Genomic DNA, 16,632 nt, shown 5'->3' on the forward strand with positions numbered 1-16,632 from the left:
CACACAGCACCAACGGACAACGGAGTCAGAAATGCCACAGCAGTCATCCAGCGCCTTCGGCAACGGCCTCACCCGACGATCCCTCCTGAGCGCGGGCGTCGGCGCCGCGGCGGTCGGCCTCCTCGCCGCATGCAGCGGCGGCGGCGGAGGCGCGAGCGGCGCCGCCGGCGACCTCAAGTTCTGGAACATGCCCTGGGGGGCGCCCGCCTTCCTCACGGAGGACAAGGCGATCTCCGCCGCGTACAAGCCCGCGAGCGGGTTCGGCAAGGTCAGCTACCAGCAGGTCCAGTGGGCCAACTTCACGCAGACCTTCTCGACCGCGGTCGCCGCCAACAACGGCCCCGCCGTGAGCTCGGGCGGTGGCACGACGGCGTTCCTCTTCGAGTCGCAGGGCAAGATCGCCTACGCCGACGACCTCATCGAGACGTGGAAGGGCAACGGGATCTACGACGACTTCCTCCCCGGCCTCGTCGACACCCTGAAGACGGCCAACGGCTACGCGGCCGTCCCGTACAACCTCGACATGCGCATGTACTGGTACCGCAAGGACCTGCTCGAGAAGGCTGGCGCCGACGTGCCGACCGACTGGGACTCCTACGAGGCCGCGTGCGCCGCCCTCAAGAAGATCGGCGTCTACGGCTACGGCACCCGCTCGGGCGCCGGCGCCTTCACCGGCTTCCACCAGATCGTCGCCCACATGATCAACAACGGCGGCGGCCTGTTCGACCCCGACCAGAACCCCGACGTCGTGACGGACAAGAACATCGAGGCCGTCGAGTGGGTGCTCGGCATGGTGAAGAACGGCTACGTGGATCCCCGCAGCGCCACCTACACCTCCGACAACGCGTACCAGCAGATGGACGCCGGCACCTTCGGCATGTTCTGGGACGGCGCGGGAGCCACGGCGAACGTGACGCCCGAGACGGCGGCGCAGATGGTGGTGGGCGACCCGCTCGTGGGCCCCGGCGGCGAGAAGGGCGCGCTCTACTTCCCGAACAACATCATGATGTACAAGTCGACGCCCAGCCAGGAGAACAGCGAGGCGTTCCTCACGTACTACTACCAGAACATGAAGTCGCTCTGGACGAAGCAGACGGGCATCGGCCTGCCGCCGCTGAAGTCCATCGCCGACGAGGCGTACGCGGACGACCCGAACACCACGAAGATCCTCAACGACTGGCAGCCCATCTCGAAGACCTGGGGTGCTCCGGGCTCGAACACGGTGTTCCAGAACGTGACCAAGGTCGACGGCACGCAGCCGACGATCTCGTTCGCGCAGGCCGTCCTCGGCGGCACGGTCACGGCGAAGGCCTCCCTCGAGACCCTGCAGAAGGAGCTGGAGGCGGGCGCGTGACCCGCGTCGTCCCTGCGGCCCTGACGTGGACGGGGTGATCTGATGGCCGTCGACACCCGCGACACCCGCGTCGCGGACAAGATCGGGCTGGCCCGCCGCGGTGTCGGAGTGGCCGGCCCCGGCCGGCCGCCGAGCGCGCCGCGGAAGGGCCGCGGGAAGACGCCGCTCGGCCGGGCGGGGAAGACGCTGGCGCTGTTCGCGCTGCCGTCCCTCCTCCTGCTCGTGCTGCTCAACGTCTACCCGGTCGTCTACTCGTTCCTGCAGTCCCTGCAGAAGGGCACGCCGTCGACGCTGCCGTGGGAGACGCCGTTCGTCGGGTTCGAGAACTACGCGAACGTGCTCACCTCGGAGTCGTTCCGCAACGCGACCACGTTCACGATCGTGTTCACGGTCGTGGGCGTGTTCGGGTCGTGGATCGTGGGGCTCGCGCTCGCGCTGCTGCTGCGCACCCGGATCCCCGGCAACGGGTTCTTCAAGGTGCTGCTGCTCCTGCCGTGGATCGTCCCGGTGGTCGTCTCGGCGACCTCGTGGAACTGGCTCGTGGCGACGCCGCAGAGCCCGGTGCCGATCATCCTGGAGAGGCTCGGGTTCCCCGACGCGAACTTCCTCGGCGACCCCGTGCTGGCGCAGGTCGTGGTCTGCGTCTTCAAGGTGTGGATCAGCTTCCCGTTCATGCTGATGATGATGTCCTCGGCGCTCGCGTCGGTGGACACCAACGTCTACGAGGCGGCGAAGATGGACGGCGCGAACGCCTGGCAGGCGTTCCGCGGCGTGACCCTCCCGATCATCTCCCGCACCACGTACATCAGCTGGGTGCTGATGACGATCTTCTGCGTCAACGACTTCCCGACGATCTTCCTGCTCACGCAGGGCGGTCCCGTGAACGCGACGACGTCGCTGATCGTGCTGGCATATCAGCAGGCCTTCCAGAACCTGCAGACCGGCCCGGCGACCGCGGTGGCCTTCATGATGACGGCCGTGCTCGTCATCGTGTCGACGCTGCTGTACCGGCAGATCAAGAAGGCGGACATCGAATGAGCCAGGCACTCGCCGTCGGCGGAGCCACCTCGGCGACCGTCGGCGACGTCAAGCGCACGTCGGCGAAGGAGCGGGAGCAGAAGGGCCAGTGGTGGCGCTTCCTGCTCATCGCGGTCATCACGCTCGTGGTGATCACGCCCATCCTCGCGGTGCTGTTCCTCTCCACGCAGCCGGGGCAGAACTCGACGGCCACGGGATTCACGCTGGAGAACTTCCAGCGCGTGCTCGGCGGCACCGACGTGATGATCTGGCTCGGCAACAGCCTGATCGTCGCGCTCGTGACCGTGCTCGTCTCGGTCGTGATCGCCGCGCCGGCCGGGTACGTGCTCAGCCGCTCGCGGTCGAAGCTCGTCTCCGGGTACTCGCTCGTGCTGTTCGTGGTGCAGGCCCTGCCGGTGGTGACCGCGGCGATCCCGCTGTTCATCACGTTCTCGGCCATGGGCCTCATCAACACGCTCCAGGGCGTGGCGATCATCTACATCGGGTCGACCATGTCGGTCGCGATCTGGATGATGGCGGCGTACATCGACTCCATCCCGATCACCCTGGAGGAGGCGGCCTGGATGGACGGCGCGAGCGTGTTCAGCGGCTTCGTCCACGTGGTGCTGCGGAACTCCCTGCCGGGGATCCTCTCGACCGCGATCTTCTCGTTCCTGCTGGCCTGGAACGACTACCTGATCGCGCTCCTGTTCCTGCAGGACTTCACGAAGTACACCCTCCCCATCGGCCTCAACACGTTCTTCCAGCAGAACGCGGCCGACTGGGGCTCGGTGATGGCGGTCGCGGTCATCATGATGCTGCCGCCCGTGCTGATCTTCGCCCTGCTGAACAAGTACTTCAGCGTCGGCGGGATCGGCGGGTCGCTCGCCGGGAGGTGAGGCGGCCGGCCGCTGTGCGGCCGGCGCGCGGGTGGGACCGCGCCCACGACGAGAGCCCGCCCTCGCGGATCCGATCCGGATCCCGGGGGCGGGCTCTCGTCATGCGCGGTGGCCGCCGCGGTCACACTCCGTCACGTCCCGACGTGCACGCCTCCCGAGATGGCAGGCTCCCGAGCACCCGGACAGGAGCACCACGTGACGATCACCGCACCCACGACCGCCGCCGCCGCGCGCCCGCTCCGTCCCGTCCCTCCCACGGAATGGCCGCTCATGACGGACGACCTCACGTTCACCACGACCACCACCCCCTTCGACGAGGACTACACGCCGGCCGAGAGCTCGCGGGTCACCACGAACTTCGCGAACCTGGCCCGGGGGGAGCGTCGCCGGGAGAACCTCCGCGACGCCCTGGCGATGATCGACGCCCGGTTCAACGGGCTCGCGCGCGCCGCCGACGCCGCCGCCGGGGACCGGGACCGAGACCGGGACCGCTACACCGTGGGCCTCGACATCGTCTCCGTGGGGCTGCGCTTCGCCGACGGGGGCGACGAGGACTTCCCGCTGCTGGAGATGCTGAAGACCCGCATCATCGACCGCCGGACCGGGCGATGTCACCCGGGGATCCTGGGGAACAACCTCTCGTCCTACATCCGCGACCACGACTTCAGCGTGCTGCTGCCCTCGCTCGCCGGGTCGCAGGCCGGATCCGCCCTCCCCGACGACTTCGGCGCCCTGCACGGGGCGCTCTTCCGGCACTTTCGCGAGTCCGCCGCGTACGCGGAGCACTCGGCGACGCCGCCCGTCGTCTGCATCAGCGTGTCGACGAGCAGGACGTACCGCCGGACGGGGCTGCACCACCCGGTCCTCGGCGTCGAGTACGCGCAGGACGAGCCCTCGCTGACCGACCGCTACTTCGCGAGGATGGGCCTGCGGGCCCGCTTCTTCATGCCGGCCGGCAGCGCCGCGCCCCTCGCCTTCTACTCCTGCGGCGATCTGCTGCGGGACCACACGGACCTGCAGCTCATCGGCACCATCAGCACGATGGAGACGTTCCAGCGGATCTACCGGCCCGAGATCTACGGCGCGCGGACGGCCGCCGCCGACGTCTACCGCCCGGACCTGACGGCCGAGGACCACGTGCGTCCCCCCATCGCCTACGACCGCGAGGAGCGGGGGCGGCTCGCGGTCGAGCAGGGCAGGTACGCGGAGGAGCACCTCATGGCGCCGCACGGGGACCGCCTGCGGCGATGGGCCGCCGCGCGGGTCGGGGCGAGCCGATGACCGCCCGCGCATCCCGGGGGACGACCCGGCTCCTGCCCACCTCGCCCGTCGGCAGCCTGCCCAAGCCGTCGTGGCTCGCGCAGCCCGAGACCCTGTGGTCCCCGTGGCGGCTGGAGGGCGATGCCCTGGCCGAGGGCAAGCAGGACGCCCTGCGCGCCGCCGTCCACGAGCAGCACCAGCGGGGCATCGACGTCGTCAGCGACGGCGAGCAGACCCGCCAGCACTTCGTCACGACGTTCATCGAGGGCCTCTCCGGCGTCGACTTCGAGCGGCGGGAGACCGTGCGGATCCGCGACCGGTACGACGCGAGCGTGCCGACCGTCGTCGGCGCCGTCGGCCTCGAGGAGCCGGTGTTCGCCGCCGACGCCCGGTTCCTGCGCCAGCAGACCGACCAGCCGATCAAGTGGGCTCTGCCGGGGCCGATGACCATGATCGACACCCTCGCCGACCGTCACTACGGGAGCCGGGAGGAGCTGGCGTGGGAGTTCGCCGCCATCCTCAACGAGGAGGCGAGGGCCCTCGAGGCGGCGGGTGTCGACGTGGTCCAGTTCGACGAGCCCGCCTTCAACGTGTTCTTCGACGACGTGCGGGACTGGGGCGTCGCCGCCCTGGAGCGGGCGGTCGAGGGGCTGCGCGTGGAGACCGCGGTGCACATCTGCTACGGCTACGGGATCACGGCGAACACCGACTGGAAGGCGACGCTCGGATCGGAGTGGCGGCAGTACGAGGAGTCGTTCCCGCTCCTCGCCCGGTCCACGCTCGACATCGTCTCGCTGGAGTGCCGGAACTCGCACGTGCCGCTGGAGCTGCTCGAGCTCGTCCGCGGGAAGAAGGTCATGCTCGGCGCCATCGACGTGGCGAGCGCGGCGATCGAGACCCCGGAGGAGGTCGCCGGCACTCTCCGCCGGGCCCTGCGGCACGTCGACGCTGAGCTGCTCATCCCGAGCACCAACTGCGGGATGGCCCCATTGGCCCGGCCCGTCGCGCTGGGCAAGCTGAGCGCGCTGAGCGCGGGAGCGGCCCTCGTCCGCGAGGAGCTGGGGTCCTAGGCTGAGCCGCGCGTCCCGCACGCTGGAGTGCGCGGCGTCGACCCGAGGAGCACCATGAGCGCCGCACAGCACCCCGCCGACCGGCACGACCTCATCCGCGTGCGGGGTGCCCGCGAGAACAACCTCAAGGACGTCTCCCTCGACATCCCTAAGCGGCGCCTCACGGTGTTCACGGGCGTCTCGGGATCGGGCAAGTCGTCGCTCGTGTTCGGCACGATCGCGGCGGAGTCCAAGCGCATGATCGACGAGACGTATCCGGCCTTCGTGCAGGGCTTCATGCCCTCCCTCGTGCGGCCGGAGGTGGACCGCCTCGAGGGCCTCACGACGGCGATCATCGTCGACCAGGAGCGCCTGGGCGCGAACCCCCGCTCGACGGTCGGCACAGCGACCGACGTGAACGCCATGCTGCGCATCCTCTTCTCGCGCCTGGGCGACCCGCACATCGGCTCGGCCAACGCGTTCTCCTTCAACGTGCCCAGCGTGCGCGTGCAGGGGTCGATGACGGTCGAGAGGGGCGCCGCGACCCAGGCGGTCGCGCAGGACCACACGATGCTCGGCGGCATGTGCCCGCGCTGCGAGGGGCTCGGCCGCGTCAACGACATCGACCTGACGCAGATCCTCGACGACTCGCGGTCGCTGCTCGAGGGCGCGATCACCGTCCCGGGCTACACGGCCGACGGCTGGATGGTGAAGATCTTCGCCGCCTCCGGGTTCGTGCCCGGCGACGTGCCCATCCGCGACCTCACCGACGAGCAACGGCGCGACTTCCTCTACAAGGAGCCGACCAAGGTCAAGGTCGACTCGATGAACATGACCTACGAGGGTCTCGTGCCGCGGATCCAGAAGTCGATCCTGTCGAAGGACCGGGAGTCGATGCAGCCGCACATCCGCGCGTTCGTCGACCGGGCGGTGACGTTCCAGCGCTGCCCCGACTGCGACGGCACGCGCCTGGCGGCGCCCGCGCGGTCATCGGTGGTGGCGGGGATGTCGATCGCGGACGCCTGCAGCGTGCAGATCTCCGACCTCGCCGCCTGGGTGCGCGGGATCGACGAGCCGACGGTCGCGCCCCTCGTGCAGTCGCTCGCGCAGACGCTCGACTCGTTCGTGTCCATCGGCCTCGGGTACCTGTCGCTCGACCGGTCCTCGGGCTCGCTCAGCGGGGGCGAGGCGCAGCGCACCAAGCTCATCCGGCATCTCGGCTCGGCGCTCACCGACGTCACGTACGTCTTCGACGAGCCGACCATCGGCCTGCACCCGCACGACATCCAGCGCATGAACGACCTGCTGCTGCAGCTGCGCGACAAGGGCAACACGGTGCTGGTGGTCGAGCACAAGCCGGAGACGATCGCGATCGCCGACCACGTCGTCGACCTGGGGCCGCGCGCGGGCTCGCACGGCGGGGAGATCCGGTTCGAGGGCACGGTCGAGGCGCTGCGCGCCAGCGGCACCCTCACGGGTCGGCACCTCGACGACCGGGCGGCGCTGAAGGACGCGGTGCGCGAGCGGACGGGCGTGCTCGAGGTGCGCGGCGCGTCGACCCACAACCTCCAGGACGTGGACGTCGACATCCCGCTGGGCGTGCTCACGGTGGTGACGGGCGTCGCCGGCTCCGGCAAGTCGTCGCTCATCCACGGCTCGGTCGCCGGGCGCGACGGCGTCGTGTCCATCGACCAGACGGCGATCCGAGGCTCCCGGCGCTCCAACCCCGCCACGTACACCGGGCTGCTCGAGCCCGTCCGGAAGGCCTTCGCGAAGGCCAACGGGGTGAAGCCCGCGCTGTTCAGCGCGAACTCCGCCGGCGCGTGCCCCACGTGCAACGGCGCGGGCGTGATCTTCACCGACCTCGGGCCCATGTCGACCGTGTCGACGACCTGCGAGGACTGCGGCGGCAAGCGCTTCATGGCCTCCGTGCTCGAGTACACGCTCGGAGGCAAGGACATCAGCGAGGTGCTCGCGCTGCCCATCGCCGAGGCGCACGCGTACTTCGCGGACGGCGAGGCGAGGACCCCGGCGGCGGTGGCGATCCTCGCGCGCCTGGAGGACGTGGGACTCGGGTACGTGACGCTCGGGCAGCCGCTCACGACCCTGTCGGGCGGTGAGCGGCAGCGTCTGAAGCTGGCCGTGCAGATGGCCGAGAAGCAGGGCGGCGTGTACGTGCTGGACGAGCCGACGACCGGTCTGCACCTCGCCGACGTCGCGCAGCTGCTGGGCCTCCTGGACCGCCTCGTCGGTTCGGGCAAGACGGTCATCGTCATCGAGCACCACCAGGCCGTGATGGCGCATGCCGACTGGATCATCGACGTGGGACCCGGCGCCGGCCACGACGGCGGCACGATCGTGTTCGAGGGCACGCCCGCCGAGCTCGTCGCGGCGCGCTCGACGATCACGGGGGAGCACCTGGCGGCCTACGTCGGCGGGTGACCGGGCGCGCAGAGGCGTCCCGCGAGCAGGTCAGGCGTCGTCGCGCTCCTCGTACGCCGCCCGCTGCTCCTGCACCTCGCGGATGCGCGCGATGTCGAACTTCGGGCGGCGGTGGAAGTCGTAGATGCCGTTCTGCTCCTGGAACGTGTCGGTCAGCTGCGTGAAGCAGTAGCCGAACATGAGCGGATCCTCGAGCAGCACCTCGGTGAGGCCGCGGAACCGGGCGTGCCACTCCTCGACGCTCGCGACGCGCTCGCCGTAGCCCCACGAGACGGCGCGCGCAGGGTCGCTCGCGTCGGCCTGCGGGCGGTCGATCTCGTCGGGGTTCCACCAGATGCCGCCGTACTCGGAGACGAAGAAGGGCTGGCCCGCGTAGGGCACGGAGATCGCGCGGCCGTCGAGGTCGTTGACGAACGGGCGGCCCTCGGCGAGGCCCGCCTGCTCGCGGCGGAAGGCGTCCGGGTCCTGCTCGTAGGAGTGGGAGTCGTAGACGTCGGAGGCGCGCACGCGGTGCGAGTAGCCGGAGGCGTCGAGGACGGGGCGGCTCGGATCCGCCGCCTTCGTGGCGAGGTACATGCCGGCGGTCACGTCGTCGAGCTGGGTGATGCGGTCGTGGATCGCCTGGTACGTCTCGTTCAGCGGGCACCAGCCGACGATCGACGGGTGCGAGCGGTCGCGCGTGACCGCCTCGATCCACTGGGTGATGAACGACGCCGTGGGCTGCTGCGCGTCCTTGCCGAGGCCGCCGCCCGCGCCCCAGTCGCCGAACTCGCCCCAGACGAGGTAGCCGAGCCGGTCGGCGTGGAAGAGGAAGCGCTCCTCGAACACCTTCTGGTGCAGGCGCGCGCCGTTGAACCCTGCGGCCATCGACAGCTCGATGTCGCGGATGAGCGCCGCGTCGTCGGGCGAGGTCATGAGCGTGTCGGGCCAGTAGCCCTGGTCGAGCACGAGCCGCTGGAAGACGCGGCGGCCGTTGAGGAGCACGTCGCGGCCGTCGATCGCGATGGAGCGGAGGCCGCCGTAGGAGGCGACCTCGTCGACCACGCGGTCGTCGGCGCCCGACTCGTCGACGAGCCGCAGCGTGATGTCGTAGAGGTGCGGGTCCTCGGGCGACCAGAGGCGCACGCGATCCTCGGGGATGCGGAGCGTGACGCGCGCGCCCATGTCTCCCGCGGGGATCCGCGCCCGCGTGATCTCGCCGGCCGCGTCGGCGAGCACGGCCTCTAACGCGAGGCCGGCCGTGCGGTGCGAGAGCTCGGGGGTGACGGTGAAGGAGGAGTCGGCGCGCTGCGGCTCGATGTGCGCCGAGCGGATGTGGGCCTCGGGCACGGGCTCCAGCCACACCGTCTGCCAGATCCCGGTGGTGCGCGTGTAGAAGCAGGACGTGTTCTCGAACCAGGTCGCCTGCTTGCCGCGGGCCTGCGGCTCGTCGCGCGTGTCGCGGGCGCGGACCACGATGGTCAGCTCCTCCTCGTCGGCCCGCACGCCGAGGTCGGCCGTGAACGACGTGAAGCCGCCGCGGTGCCGGGCGACCTCCTCGCCGTTCGCCCACACGGTGGCGTCGTGGTCGACGGCGCCGAAGTGGAGGAGGACGCGGCGGCCGCTCCAGCCCGCGGGGATCCGCACGGTGCGGCGGTACCAGGCCGCCGTGAGGAAGTCGACGTCGCCGATGCCCGACGCGGTGGACTCCGGCGCGAACGGTACGAGGATCTCCTCCGCCAGATCCTGCTCGAGCAGCCCGCGCTCGAGGCCGCTGTCGCCGCGGTCGCGCTCGAACTGCCACGGGCCGTTGAGGTTCAGCCAGTCGGGGCGCGTGGACTGCGGGCGCGGGTGCTCGGGCTTGGGGATGGAGGGGGTCGCGGTGCTGTCGCTCATGATCGGGCTTCCTTCTGTCGAGACGGAGGGGAGGTGCGGTCGATGCCAGCCTGCCGCGGCGGGATGGGACGGCGCCGGACGGGAGGCGGGCGCGTCGGTCAGCGGGCGTCGCGCGGGGTGGTCGGAGCGGGCAGGGCGGCGGGTGCGGATCCCCACGCCGGGGTGCGGATGCCGTCCGCCGCGCTCGTCCAGGAGCGCAGCAGGTCGGCGACGTCGGGGCTCCGCTCGTCGGCGATGGCCTGGGCCAGGGCGTCCTCCAGCAGGTCGGCGATGACGACGCGCTCGCCGCCCCGCTCGCTGCTGCGGATCGCACCCTCCACCATGGCGAGGCTGAGCACGTTGTGCCGCACCTCCGTCGGCGGGGTGGTGCCGGCGCGGAGCGATCCGACGAACTCCTCGAGCGACGCGGCGATGCCCTCGGGGTGCTCGGGCACGTCGAACCGGCCGCCCGGCACGTCGAGCCCGACGACGTCGTCGCCGTCCCAGCGCGCGGCGCCGCGCTCGCCGTACGCACGCCAGTCGGCGTTCCACGAGGTGGGCATGCCGGGCGTGCAGCGGCTGCCGACGTACGCGAAGCGCGCGCCGGACGCGAGCTCGAAGTCGGCGGTCGCGGCGGCGTCGCCCGCGAACCAGCTCCACGGCGGGTTCCACGAGCTGCAGCGCACCGCCACGGGCTCCTCGCCCGTCGCGTACCGGAGCTGGTCGAAGTGGTGGATGGACATGTCGACGAGCAGCGGGTGCGCCATCTGCTCGCGGAAGCCGGGCTCGTGGTCCTCGTGCAGGAACTGCGCGTGCACGACCGCGACCTGCCCGACCTGCCCGACCGCCTCGCGGAACGCCGTGAGGCGGGTGAAGTAGCGGCGCGACTGGCTGACCATGAGGAGGCCGCCGGTGATGTCCGCGAGCGCGACCTGGCGCAGCGCCTCCGCGACGGTCGGCGCGAGCGGCTTCTCGCACAGCACGGGGAGGCCCGCGCGGAGCGCCTGCTCGTTCACGACGCGATGCGCCTGCGGGACGGTGACGTTCACCACGGCCCGTGCGCCGGAGCGCGCGGCGACCTCGGCGACGGACGCGCCCACGGCGATCCCTTCCAGCCCGGCCTCGCGCACGGCGGACTCCGCGAGCTGCACGTCGAGGTCGACGACCCCCACGAGCGCGGCGTGCGGGGAGTCGGCGAGCATGCGGATCCACAGCGCGCCCATGACGCCGGCGCCCACCACGACGACGGGCAGGCGGTCGGATGCGGGTGCGTCAGCGGCTCCCGGTCGGCGATCGGACGTGGTCATGGTGCTCGCCTCCCGGGCGCGACGTCGAGCCCGCTCCGACGATACCGGGAGGCGGATCAGTCGCGCGGGGCCGCCGCCGTCTCCGCCTGGATGGTGGACGCCGTGGGCGGGGCCGCGTGCGCGCCGTGCCCGCCGTCCGCCGGGAGGCCGGCCTCCGACGTCAGAGTCCCAGGAGCTTCCGCTTCGCCGCCGCGAACTCCTCGTCGTCGAGGACGCCCTCCGCGCGCAGATCGGCGAGCTTGCGGATCTCCGCCACGAGGTCGGGAGCAGCCGTGGTCGCGGCCGGTTCTGGTGCCGTGATCGCGACCGGGGTCGCCGCGGGCGCGACGGCGGGCGCGCTCGCTGCCGCGGCGAACCCGCTGATCACGGGCGTGTTGCCCGAGTAGTGCATCTCCGTCTGCACCCGCTGGGTCTTGCTCATCACGTCGTACTCGGCCCGGGCGCGCTTCGCGTCGCGCACGACCCTGTTGATGGTCTCGGCGCCGTTGCGGAAGTCGGCGATGTCGGAGAGGACCACCCGTTCGCTCCCGGTGATGCGGTGCGCGGTCAGGACGATGTCGCCGAGCCCGCGTGCCTTCTGCGTCATCGTCTGCGACACGTCGACGTCGACGATCTCGTGGGTCGCGATCTGCTGGCCCTTCAGTGACAGCGCGCCGCTCTCGAAGTAGAGGATCTCGCTCGTCAGGCGGTACCGCCCGCCGCTCAACCCGGACAGCCTCTGCCCGCGGGCCGCCCAGAGCGTGCCCTCTGGCAGCACCTCGGCCGCGGCCGCATCGGCGGCGCGGGCGTCGGCTGCGGTCCGGAGGACTCCGGAGGCACGCGTGGTCGTCGACACGTTCGTCGTGACCGGGGTCGCCTGAGCGGCGACGACGACCGTGGGGTTGGCGGCGGGGTCATGGAAGTGGTCGGTCCACTGCCCGCCGTCCCACCACCGCAGCCGGCCCGAGCCGTCGTCGTACCAACCTGGGTCTGCCATGTTCGGCTCCTCGATGACGGGGTGGACCGGATCGTCGCCTCGGGGTGAGCGCGTGTCCGGCCGCCATCGACGATCCTAGGTTTCCTGACGGGACCGCCCATGACCCCAGTTCGTGGCGATGCCCGTCGTCGTCCAGCACGTCCGGGCCGTGCCTGGTCAGTCGCGCGGGGCCGCCGCCGTCTCCGCCTGGATGGTGGATGCCGTGGGTGGGGCCGCGTGCGCGCCGTGCCCGCCGTCCGCCGGGAGGCCGGCCGGGAGATCCGGCGCCGGCGCCGACGCCGACGCGTGCGGGTGCGTGCGCTCGAGCGCCGCGCCCTCGATGTCGACGTCCGGCAGGATCCGGTCGAGCCAGCGCGGCAGCCACCAGGCCGAGCGGCCGAGCAGGTGCATGAGCGCGGGCATCAGCAGCATCCGCACCACGAAGGCGTCGAGCAGCACGCCGAACGCGAGGCCGAAGCCGATCGACCGGATGATCGTCGACTCGGAGAAGACGAACCCGCCGAACACCGAGACCATGATCAGCGCCGCCGCGGTGACGACCGCGCGGCCGGCCCGGAACCCCTGCACCACCGCGAGCCGCGCCTCGGCGCCGTGCACGTACGCCTCCCGCATGCCGCTGGCGAGGAACAGCTGGTAGTCCATGGCGAGGCCGAACAGGATCCCGACGAGGATCACCGGCAGGAAGCTCAGGATCGGTCCGCTGCTCTCCAGTCCGATGAGGCTCGCGCCCCAGCCGAACTGGAACACGGCGACGATGAGGCCGTAGGTCGCGAACAGCGACAGCACGAACCCGCCCGTCGCGATCAGCGGCAGGAGGATCGAGCGGAACACCACGATCAGGATCAGCAGCGACAGCCCGACGACCACGAGCAGGTAGAGCGGCAGCACCGCGGCCAGCGCCTCGGAGATGTCGATGTTCGTGGCGGCCTGCCCGGCGACGCCGAGCGTGATCCCGCCGTCGAGCTCGGGCAGCGCGCGGATGTCCTGCACGAGCTCCTCGGTGGATGCGCTGTTCGGGCCCTCCTGCGGGAGCACCTGGAACGCGAGCACCGTCCCGTCGTCGGTGTTGGCGACGGGGGCGACGGCGACCACGTCGTCGAGGTCGTGCAGGGCCTGCGCGACCTCGACCTGCGTCGCGAGGAGATCGCCCTCGCCGACGCCCGCGGGTACGTCGGCGACCACGAGCAGCGGGCCGTTGGCGCCCTCGCCGAACTCGTCGGCGACCGTCGTGAACGCGCGCTGGCTGGTGGATCCGGCCGGCTCGCTGGATCCGTCGGGCAGGCCGAGCCGCATCGACAGGCTCGGGATCGCGATCACGAGCAGGGCGACGACCGTGCCGAGCACCGTGAGCACGGCGCGCGCGTTCGACATGGGCTTCAAGGCCGTCGCGGCCTCCTGCGGGCGGGCGGGGTCGGCGGCCGCTGCGCGCGCACGGTCCCGCTTCCGCAGCACGCGCGTCCCGGCGAGGCCGAGCACCGCGGGCGTGAGCGTGATGGCGACGAGCACCGCGACGAGCACGCAGACCGCGCCGACCGTGCCCATCAGGGCGAGGAACGGCACGCCCGTGATGTTGAGGGCGAGGAGCGCGACGATCACCGTGGATCCCGCGAACACGACCGCCGTGCCCGACGTGCCGTTCGCGAGCCCGATCGACTCACGCACGCCGGTGCCCGCGAGCATCTGCTTCCGATGCCGGTTGACGATGAAGAGGGAGTAGTCGATGCCGACCGCGAGGCCGAGCATCACGCCCAGCACCGGGGTCACCGACGCCATGTCGACGACGCCGGAGAAGGCGAGCGACGCGGTGACGCCGACGCCCACGCCGACCACCGCCGTGACGATGGGGAGCGACGCGGCGATGACCGTGCCGAGCATCACGATGAGCACGATGGCCGCGAACACGAGGCCGACCACCTCGCCGATGCCGAAGATCTCCGGCACGCCCTGCGCCAGGTCGGTCGCGAAGTCGACGCTCGTGCCGTCGACGGGGGAGTCCTGGAAGTGCGCGATCGCGGCCTCCTTGGTCTCCTCGGAGAGCTCGAGGCGCGGATCCGTGAAGGAGACGTTGACGATGGCCGTCGAGCCGTCCGCGGAGACGACGCCGATTCCGTCCGTGAGGCCGAGGAGCGTGCGGCCGAGCTCGGCCTGCTCGGCGCCCGACTCGAGCTGCGTGCGATTGGTGTCGACGGTGGCCTGCTGCTGCTGGAGGGCCTGGGTCTGCGCATCGAGCTGGGCCTGCTGCGCGTCGAGCGCGGCGATCTGCGCGGCGGGCGCGCCCGCGGCCTCGGCCTGCTGGCGCGCGGCGGTGAGCTGCTGCTGGCCCGCGTCGAGCTGCGCCTTCCCAGCGTCGAGCTGCTGCTGCGCGGCGTCGAGCTGCGTGCGGCCCGCGGTGACCTGCTCCTCGCCGCTCGTGAGCTGCGCGGCCTGGTCGGCGCGCTGCTGGGTGACCGCGAAGGGATCCACAACGCGCGCGACGCCCGGGAGGTCGCCCGCGCTCGTGGCCAGGGCCGAGATTTCGGCCTTCTGCTCGTCGGTGAAGGCGGAGCCGTCGGTGGTGCGGTAGACGACCGTGCCGGTGCCGCCCGCGGTGTCGGGGAGCGTCTGCGCGAGCTCGTCGGTGACCGCGCCGGACGCCGTGCCGGGGATGTCGAAGCTGTTGCCGAGGGCGCCGGCGAACGCGAGGAACGAGCCCACGCCGATGCCGAGGATCACCACCCACGAGACGATCACGAGCCACGCGCGACGCGCGGCCATCGAACCGAGCCGGTACAGCACTGACGCCATGTCATCTCCCTCAGACGCTTCGACGATACGCTACGTCTCGTCTAGTTTCTGCGGCTAGCCTGTGCAGGTGAACGAGCACCGAACCGGACGGGTCCGCAGCGAAGCGGCCCGCGAGGCCATCCTCGGCGCGACCGTGCGCCTCATCCACGCCGTCGGCTACGACCACCTCACGATCGAGGGCGTCGCCAAGGAGGCTGGCGTCGGCAAGCAGACGATCTACCGGTGGTGGCCGTCCCGCGGCGCGCTCATCGCCGAGTGCATGACCGAGGGCCGCCTGATGCCGGTGGAGTTCGCCGTCCCCGACACGGGCGACCTCCTCGCCGACATCGAGCGCTGGCTCACCGGCGTGCTCGCCGTGCTCGACGCGCCCACCGGCGGCCCGCTCGTGCGCTCGCTCGTCGCGGCCGCCGCCGAGGATGCGGCCGTGGGCGACACCCTGAGCGCGAGCCTCGGCGTCGACCGCGACCTCTCCGAGCGCCTGGCCTCGGGGATCCGCGCGGGCCAGCTCCCCGCCGACGCGCCCGTCGACGAGCTCGGCCAGGCGATCCTCGGCGTCATCGTGCTGCGCGTGCTCGGCCGCAAGGGCGACCACGCGGAGAGCGTGACGCGGCTGGTGCGGTTCGTGCTGGGGGGTGGCGGGGCGGCGGGCTGACCAGAGCCCGCATCACCCGTACGCGTAGAACCCCTCGCCGGACTCCACGCCGAGCTTGCCCTTGTCGAGGTACTCGCTCTTGAGGTGCGCCGCCCACGCCTGGGCGCCCGGCTCGTCGCTCGCGGCGGAGACCGCGTAGGCGGTGCGGAGGCCGACGACGTCGTAGATCTGGAACGGACCGAGCGGCGCACCGGTCGCGATGCGCCAGGTGGTGTCGACCGTCTTCGGATCCGCGACGCCCGTCAGCACCAGGCCCGCGGCCGCCTCGAGCAGCGGCACGAGGAGGGAGTTGAGCACGTAGCCGGGCTGCTCCTTCTTCAGCGGGATCGGGACCATGCCGATCTCCTCCGCGAACGCGACCACCCGGTCGAACACCTCGGGCGACGTGCGCCCGGTGCCCATGATCTCGGCCGTGTTCTGCACCCACACGTGGTTCGCGAAGTGCAGCGCGAGGAAGCGGTCGGGGCGGCCGGTGGATTCGGCGATGTCGCTCGGGAGGAGCGTCGACGAGTTGGTGGCGAAGACCGTGCGCTCGGGGGCGGCGTCGGCGATGCGGCGGTAGACGTCCTGCTTGAGGTCGAGGGACTCGGGGACGGCCTCGATCACGAGGTCGGCGTCGGCGACGGAGGCGGCGAGGTCGTTCGTCAGCTGGATGCCGGCCGCCGCGGCGGTCGCGGACTCCCGGGTCTCCTCGCCGGACTCGGAGACGTACTGCGCGACGATCGCATCGAGCCGCCCGCGCGCGGCCTCGAGCGCGGCATCGTCCACGTCGTAGCTGATGACGGTCTTGCCGTGGTTCGCGGCCTGGAACGCGATCTGCGCGCCGAGCACCCCGGCTCCGAGGACGGTGACGTTCGCGAATGCGGGCATGGGGGACTCCTTCTGTGGACGCGGCGGCGGGCGGTTCCCGCGGCTGGCGTCCTCGCCACCGAACCACCGGGCGGAGCGGGCGGAGGATCCCGTGCGGCGAGCGGACATCCGGCGACCGTCAGCCCGGCTCATCCCCGGCCGGCACTCGGTAGCGTCGAGGAGCGGATC

General features: G+C 71.7%; 12 protein-coding genes. 7 read left to right on the forward strand and 5 right to left on the reverse strand.

The window, feature by feature from the left end; all coding sequences use genetic code 11:
* The first annotated feature begins 31 nt into the window (after window positions 1–31).
* From FGD68_RS02845 to FGD68_RS02870, 6 genes are all read left to right on the forward strand, one after another.
* A complete protein-coding gene (locus FGD68_RS02845) occupies window positions 32–1,354 on the forward strand; it encodes an ABC transporter substrate-binding protein (RefSeq protein ID WP_104236710.1) in 1,323 nt (440 codons plus the stop codon).
* 42 nt (window positions 1,355–1,396) lie between these two features.
* On the forward strand, window positions 1,397–2,392 hold the full coding sequence (locus FGD68_RS02850) for a carbohydrate ABC transporter permease (RefSeq protein ID WP_104236711.1): 996 nt from the start codon (window positions 1,397–1,399) through the stop codon (window positions 2,390–2,392).
* On the forward strand, window positions 2,389–3,270 hold the full coding sequence (locus FGD68_RS02855) for a carbohydrate ABC transporter permease (protein ID WP_119372593.1): 882 nt from the start codon (window positions 2,389–2,391) through the stop codon (window positions 3,268–3,270). Before FGD68_RS02850 ends, FGD68_RS02855 begins: the two co-directional genes overlap by 4 nt.
* A 270-nt stretch (window positions 3,271–3,540) precedes the next feature.
* Window positions 3,541–4,551 carry a putative oxygenase MesX gene (locus FGD68_RS02860; RefSeq protein ID WP_119372598.1) on the forward strand — a complete coding sequence of 337 codons (1,011 nt, stop codon included), beginning with the start codon at window positions 3,541–3,543 and terminating at the stop codon, window positions 4,549–4,551.
* Window positions 4,548–5,600 carry a methionine synthase gene (locus FGD68_RS02865; RefSeq protein WP_119372599.1) on the forward strand — a complete coding sequence of 351 codons (1,053 nt, stop codon included), beginning with the start codon at window positions 4,548–4,550 and terminating at the stop codon, window positions 5,598–5,600. The genes FGD68_RS02860 and FGD68_RS02865 overlap by 4 nt, the downstream gene beginning before the upstream one ends.
* Window positions 5,601–5,654: 54 nt before the next feature.
* Window positions 5,655–8,021 carry an ATP-binding cassette domain-containing protein gene (locus FGD68_RS02870; protein WP_119372594.1) on the forward strand — a complete coding sequence of 789 codons (2,367 nt, stop codon included), beginning with the start codon at window positions 5,655–5,657 and terminating at the stop codon, window positions 8,019–8,021.
* 30 nt (window positions 8,022–8,051) lie between these two features.
* On the opposite strand, the gene FGD68_RS02875 is transcribed toward FGD68_RS02870, so the two are convergent.
* The 4 genes from FGD68_RS02875 to FGD68_RS02890 form a co-directional block, all read right to left on the reverse strand.
* Window positions 8,052–9,896, reverse strand: a complete 1,845-nt coding sequence (locus FGD68_RS02875) for a glycoside hydrolase family 2 protein (RefSeq protein ID WP_119372595.1) — start codon at window positions 9,894–9,896, stop codon at window positions 8,052–8,054.
* A gap of 98 nt (window positions 9,897–9,994) precedes the next feature.
* Entirely contained in the window at window positions 9,995–11,182 is a 1,188-nt protein-coding gene (locus FGD68_RS02880) for a Gfo/Idh/MocA family protein (RefSeq protein ID WP_119372596.1), read from the reverse strand.
* Window positions 11,183–11,342: 160 nt separating this feature from the next.
* Entirely contained in the window at window positions 11,343–12,158 is an 816-nt protein-coding gene (locus FGD68_RS02885; protein ID WP_119372597.1) for a DUF2510 domain-containing protein, read from the reverse strand.
* A 156-nt stretch (window positions 12,159–12,314) separates the two neighbouring features.
* Window positions 12,315–14,942 carry an MMPL family transporter gene (locus FGD68_RS02890; RefSeq protein ID WP_237609749.1) on the reverse strand — a complete coding sequence of 876 codons (2,628 nt, stop codon included), beginning with the start codon at window positions 14,940–14,942 and terminating at the stop codon, window positions 12,315–12,317.
* Between the two features lie 67 nt (window positions 14,943–15,009).
* Here FGD68_RS02890 and FGD68_RS02895 point away from each other — a divergent pair, with 67 nt between their 5' ends.
* Window positions 15,010–15,594: a TetR/AcrR family transcriptional regulator gene (locus tag FGD68_RS02895; RefSeq protein ID WP_237609750.1), complete on the forward strand. Its 585-nt coding sequence runs from the start codon at window positions 15,010–15,012 to the stop codon at window positions 15,592–15,594.
* 12 nt (window positions 15,595–15,606) lie between these two features.
* Here FGD68_RS02895 and FGD68_RS02900 read toward each other — a convergent pair whose 3' ends face one another.
* Window positions 15,607–16,464, reverse strand: a complete 858-nt coding sequence (locus FGD68_RS02900) for a 3-hydroxyacyl-CoA dehydrogenase (protein ID WP_119372892.1) — start codon at window positions 16,462–16,464, stop codon at window positions 15,607–15,609.
* Between the last annotated feature and the right edge of the window lie 168 nt (window positions 16,465–16,632).

Source organism: Clavibacter californiensis (genome assembly GCF_021952865.1).
Classification (GTDB): Bacteria; Actinomycetota; Actinomycetes; order Actinomycetales; family Microbacteriaceae; genus Clavibacter; species Clavibacter californiensis.

Excerpts from the sequence above, each read along its gene's own strand:
- FGD68_RS02880 (WP_119372596.1), bottom strand. The coding sequence starts at position 11,182 with ATGACCACGTCCGATCGCCGACCGGGAGCCGCTGACGCACCCGCATCC.
- FGD68_RS02860 (WP_119372598.1), top strand. The coding sequence starts at position 3,541 with ATGACGGACGACCTCACGTTCACCACGACCACCACCCCCTTCGACGAG.
- FGD68_RS02850 (WP_104236711.1), top strand. The coding sequence starts at position 1,397 with ATGGCCGTCGACACCCGCGACACCCGCGTCGCGGACAAGATCGGGCTG.
- FGD68_RS02890 (WP_237609749.1), bottom strand. The coding sequence starts at position 14,942 with ATGGCGTCAGTGCTGTACCGGCTCGGTTCGATGGCCGCGCGTCGCGCG.
- FGD68_RS02885 (WP_119372597.1), bottom strand. The coding sequence starts at position 12,158 with ATGGCAGACCCAGGTTGGTACGACGACGGCTCGGGCCGGCTGCGGTGG.
- FGD68_RS02865 (WP_119372599.1), top strand. The coding sequence starts at position 4,548 with ATGACCGCCCGCGCATCCCGGGGGACGACCCGGCTCCTGCCCACCTCG.
- FGD68_RS02900 (WP_119372892.1), bottom strand. The coding sequence starts at position 16,464 with ATGCCCGCATTCGCGAACGTCACCGTCCTCGGAGCCGGGGTGCTCGGC.
- FGD68_RS02855 (WP_119372593.1), top strand. The coding sequence starts at position 2,389 with ATGAGCCAGGCACTCGCCGTCGGCGGAGCCACCTCGGCGACCGTCGGC.
- FGD68_RS02845 (WP_104236710.1), top strand. The coding sequence starts at position 32 with ATGCCACAGCAGTCATCCAGCGCCTTCGGCAACGGCCTCACCCGACGA.
- FGD68_RS02870 (WP_119372594.1), top strand. The coding sequence starts at position 5,655 with ATGAGCGCCGCACAGCACCCCGCCGACCGGCACGACCTCATCCGCGTG.
- FGD68_RS02875 (WP_119372595.1), bottom strand. The coding sequence starts at position 9,896 with ATGAGCGACAGCACCGCGACCCCCTCCATCCCCAAGCCCGAGCACCCG.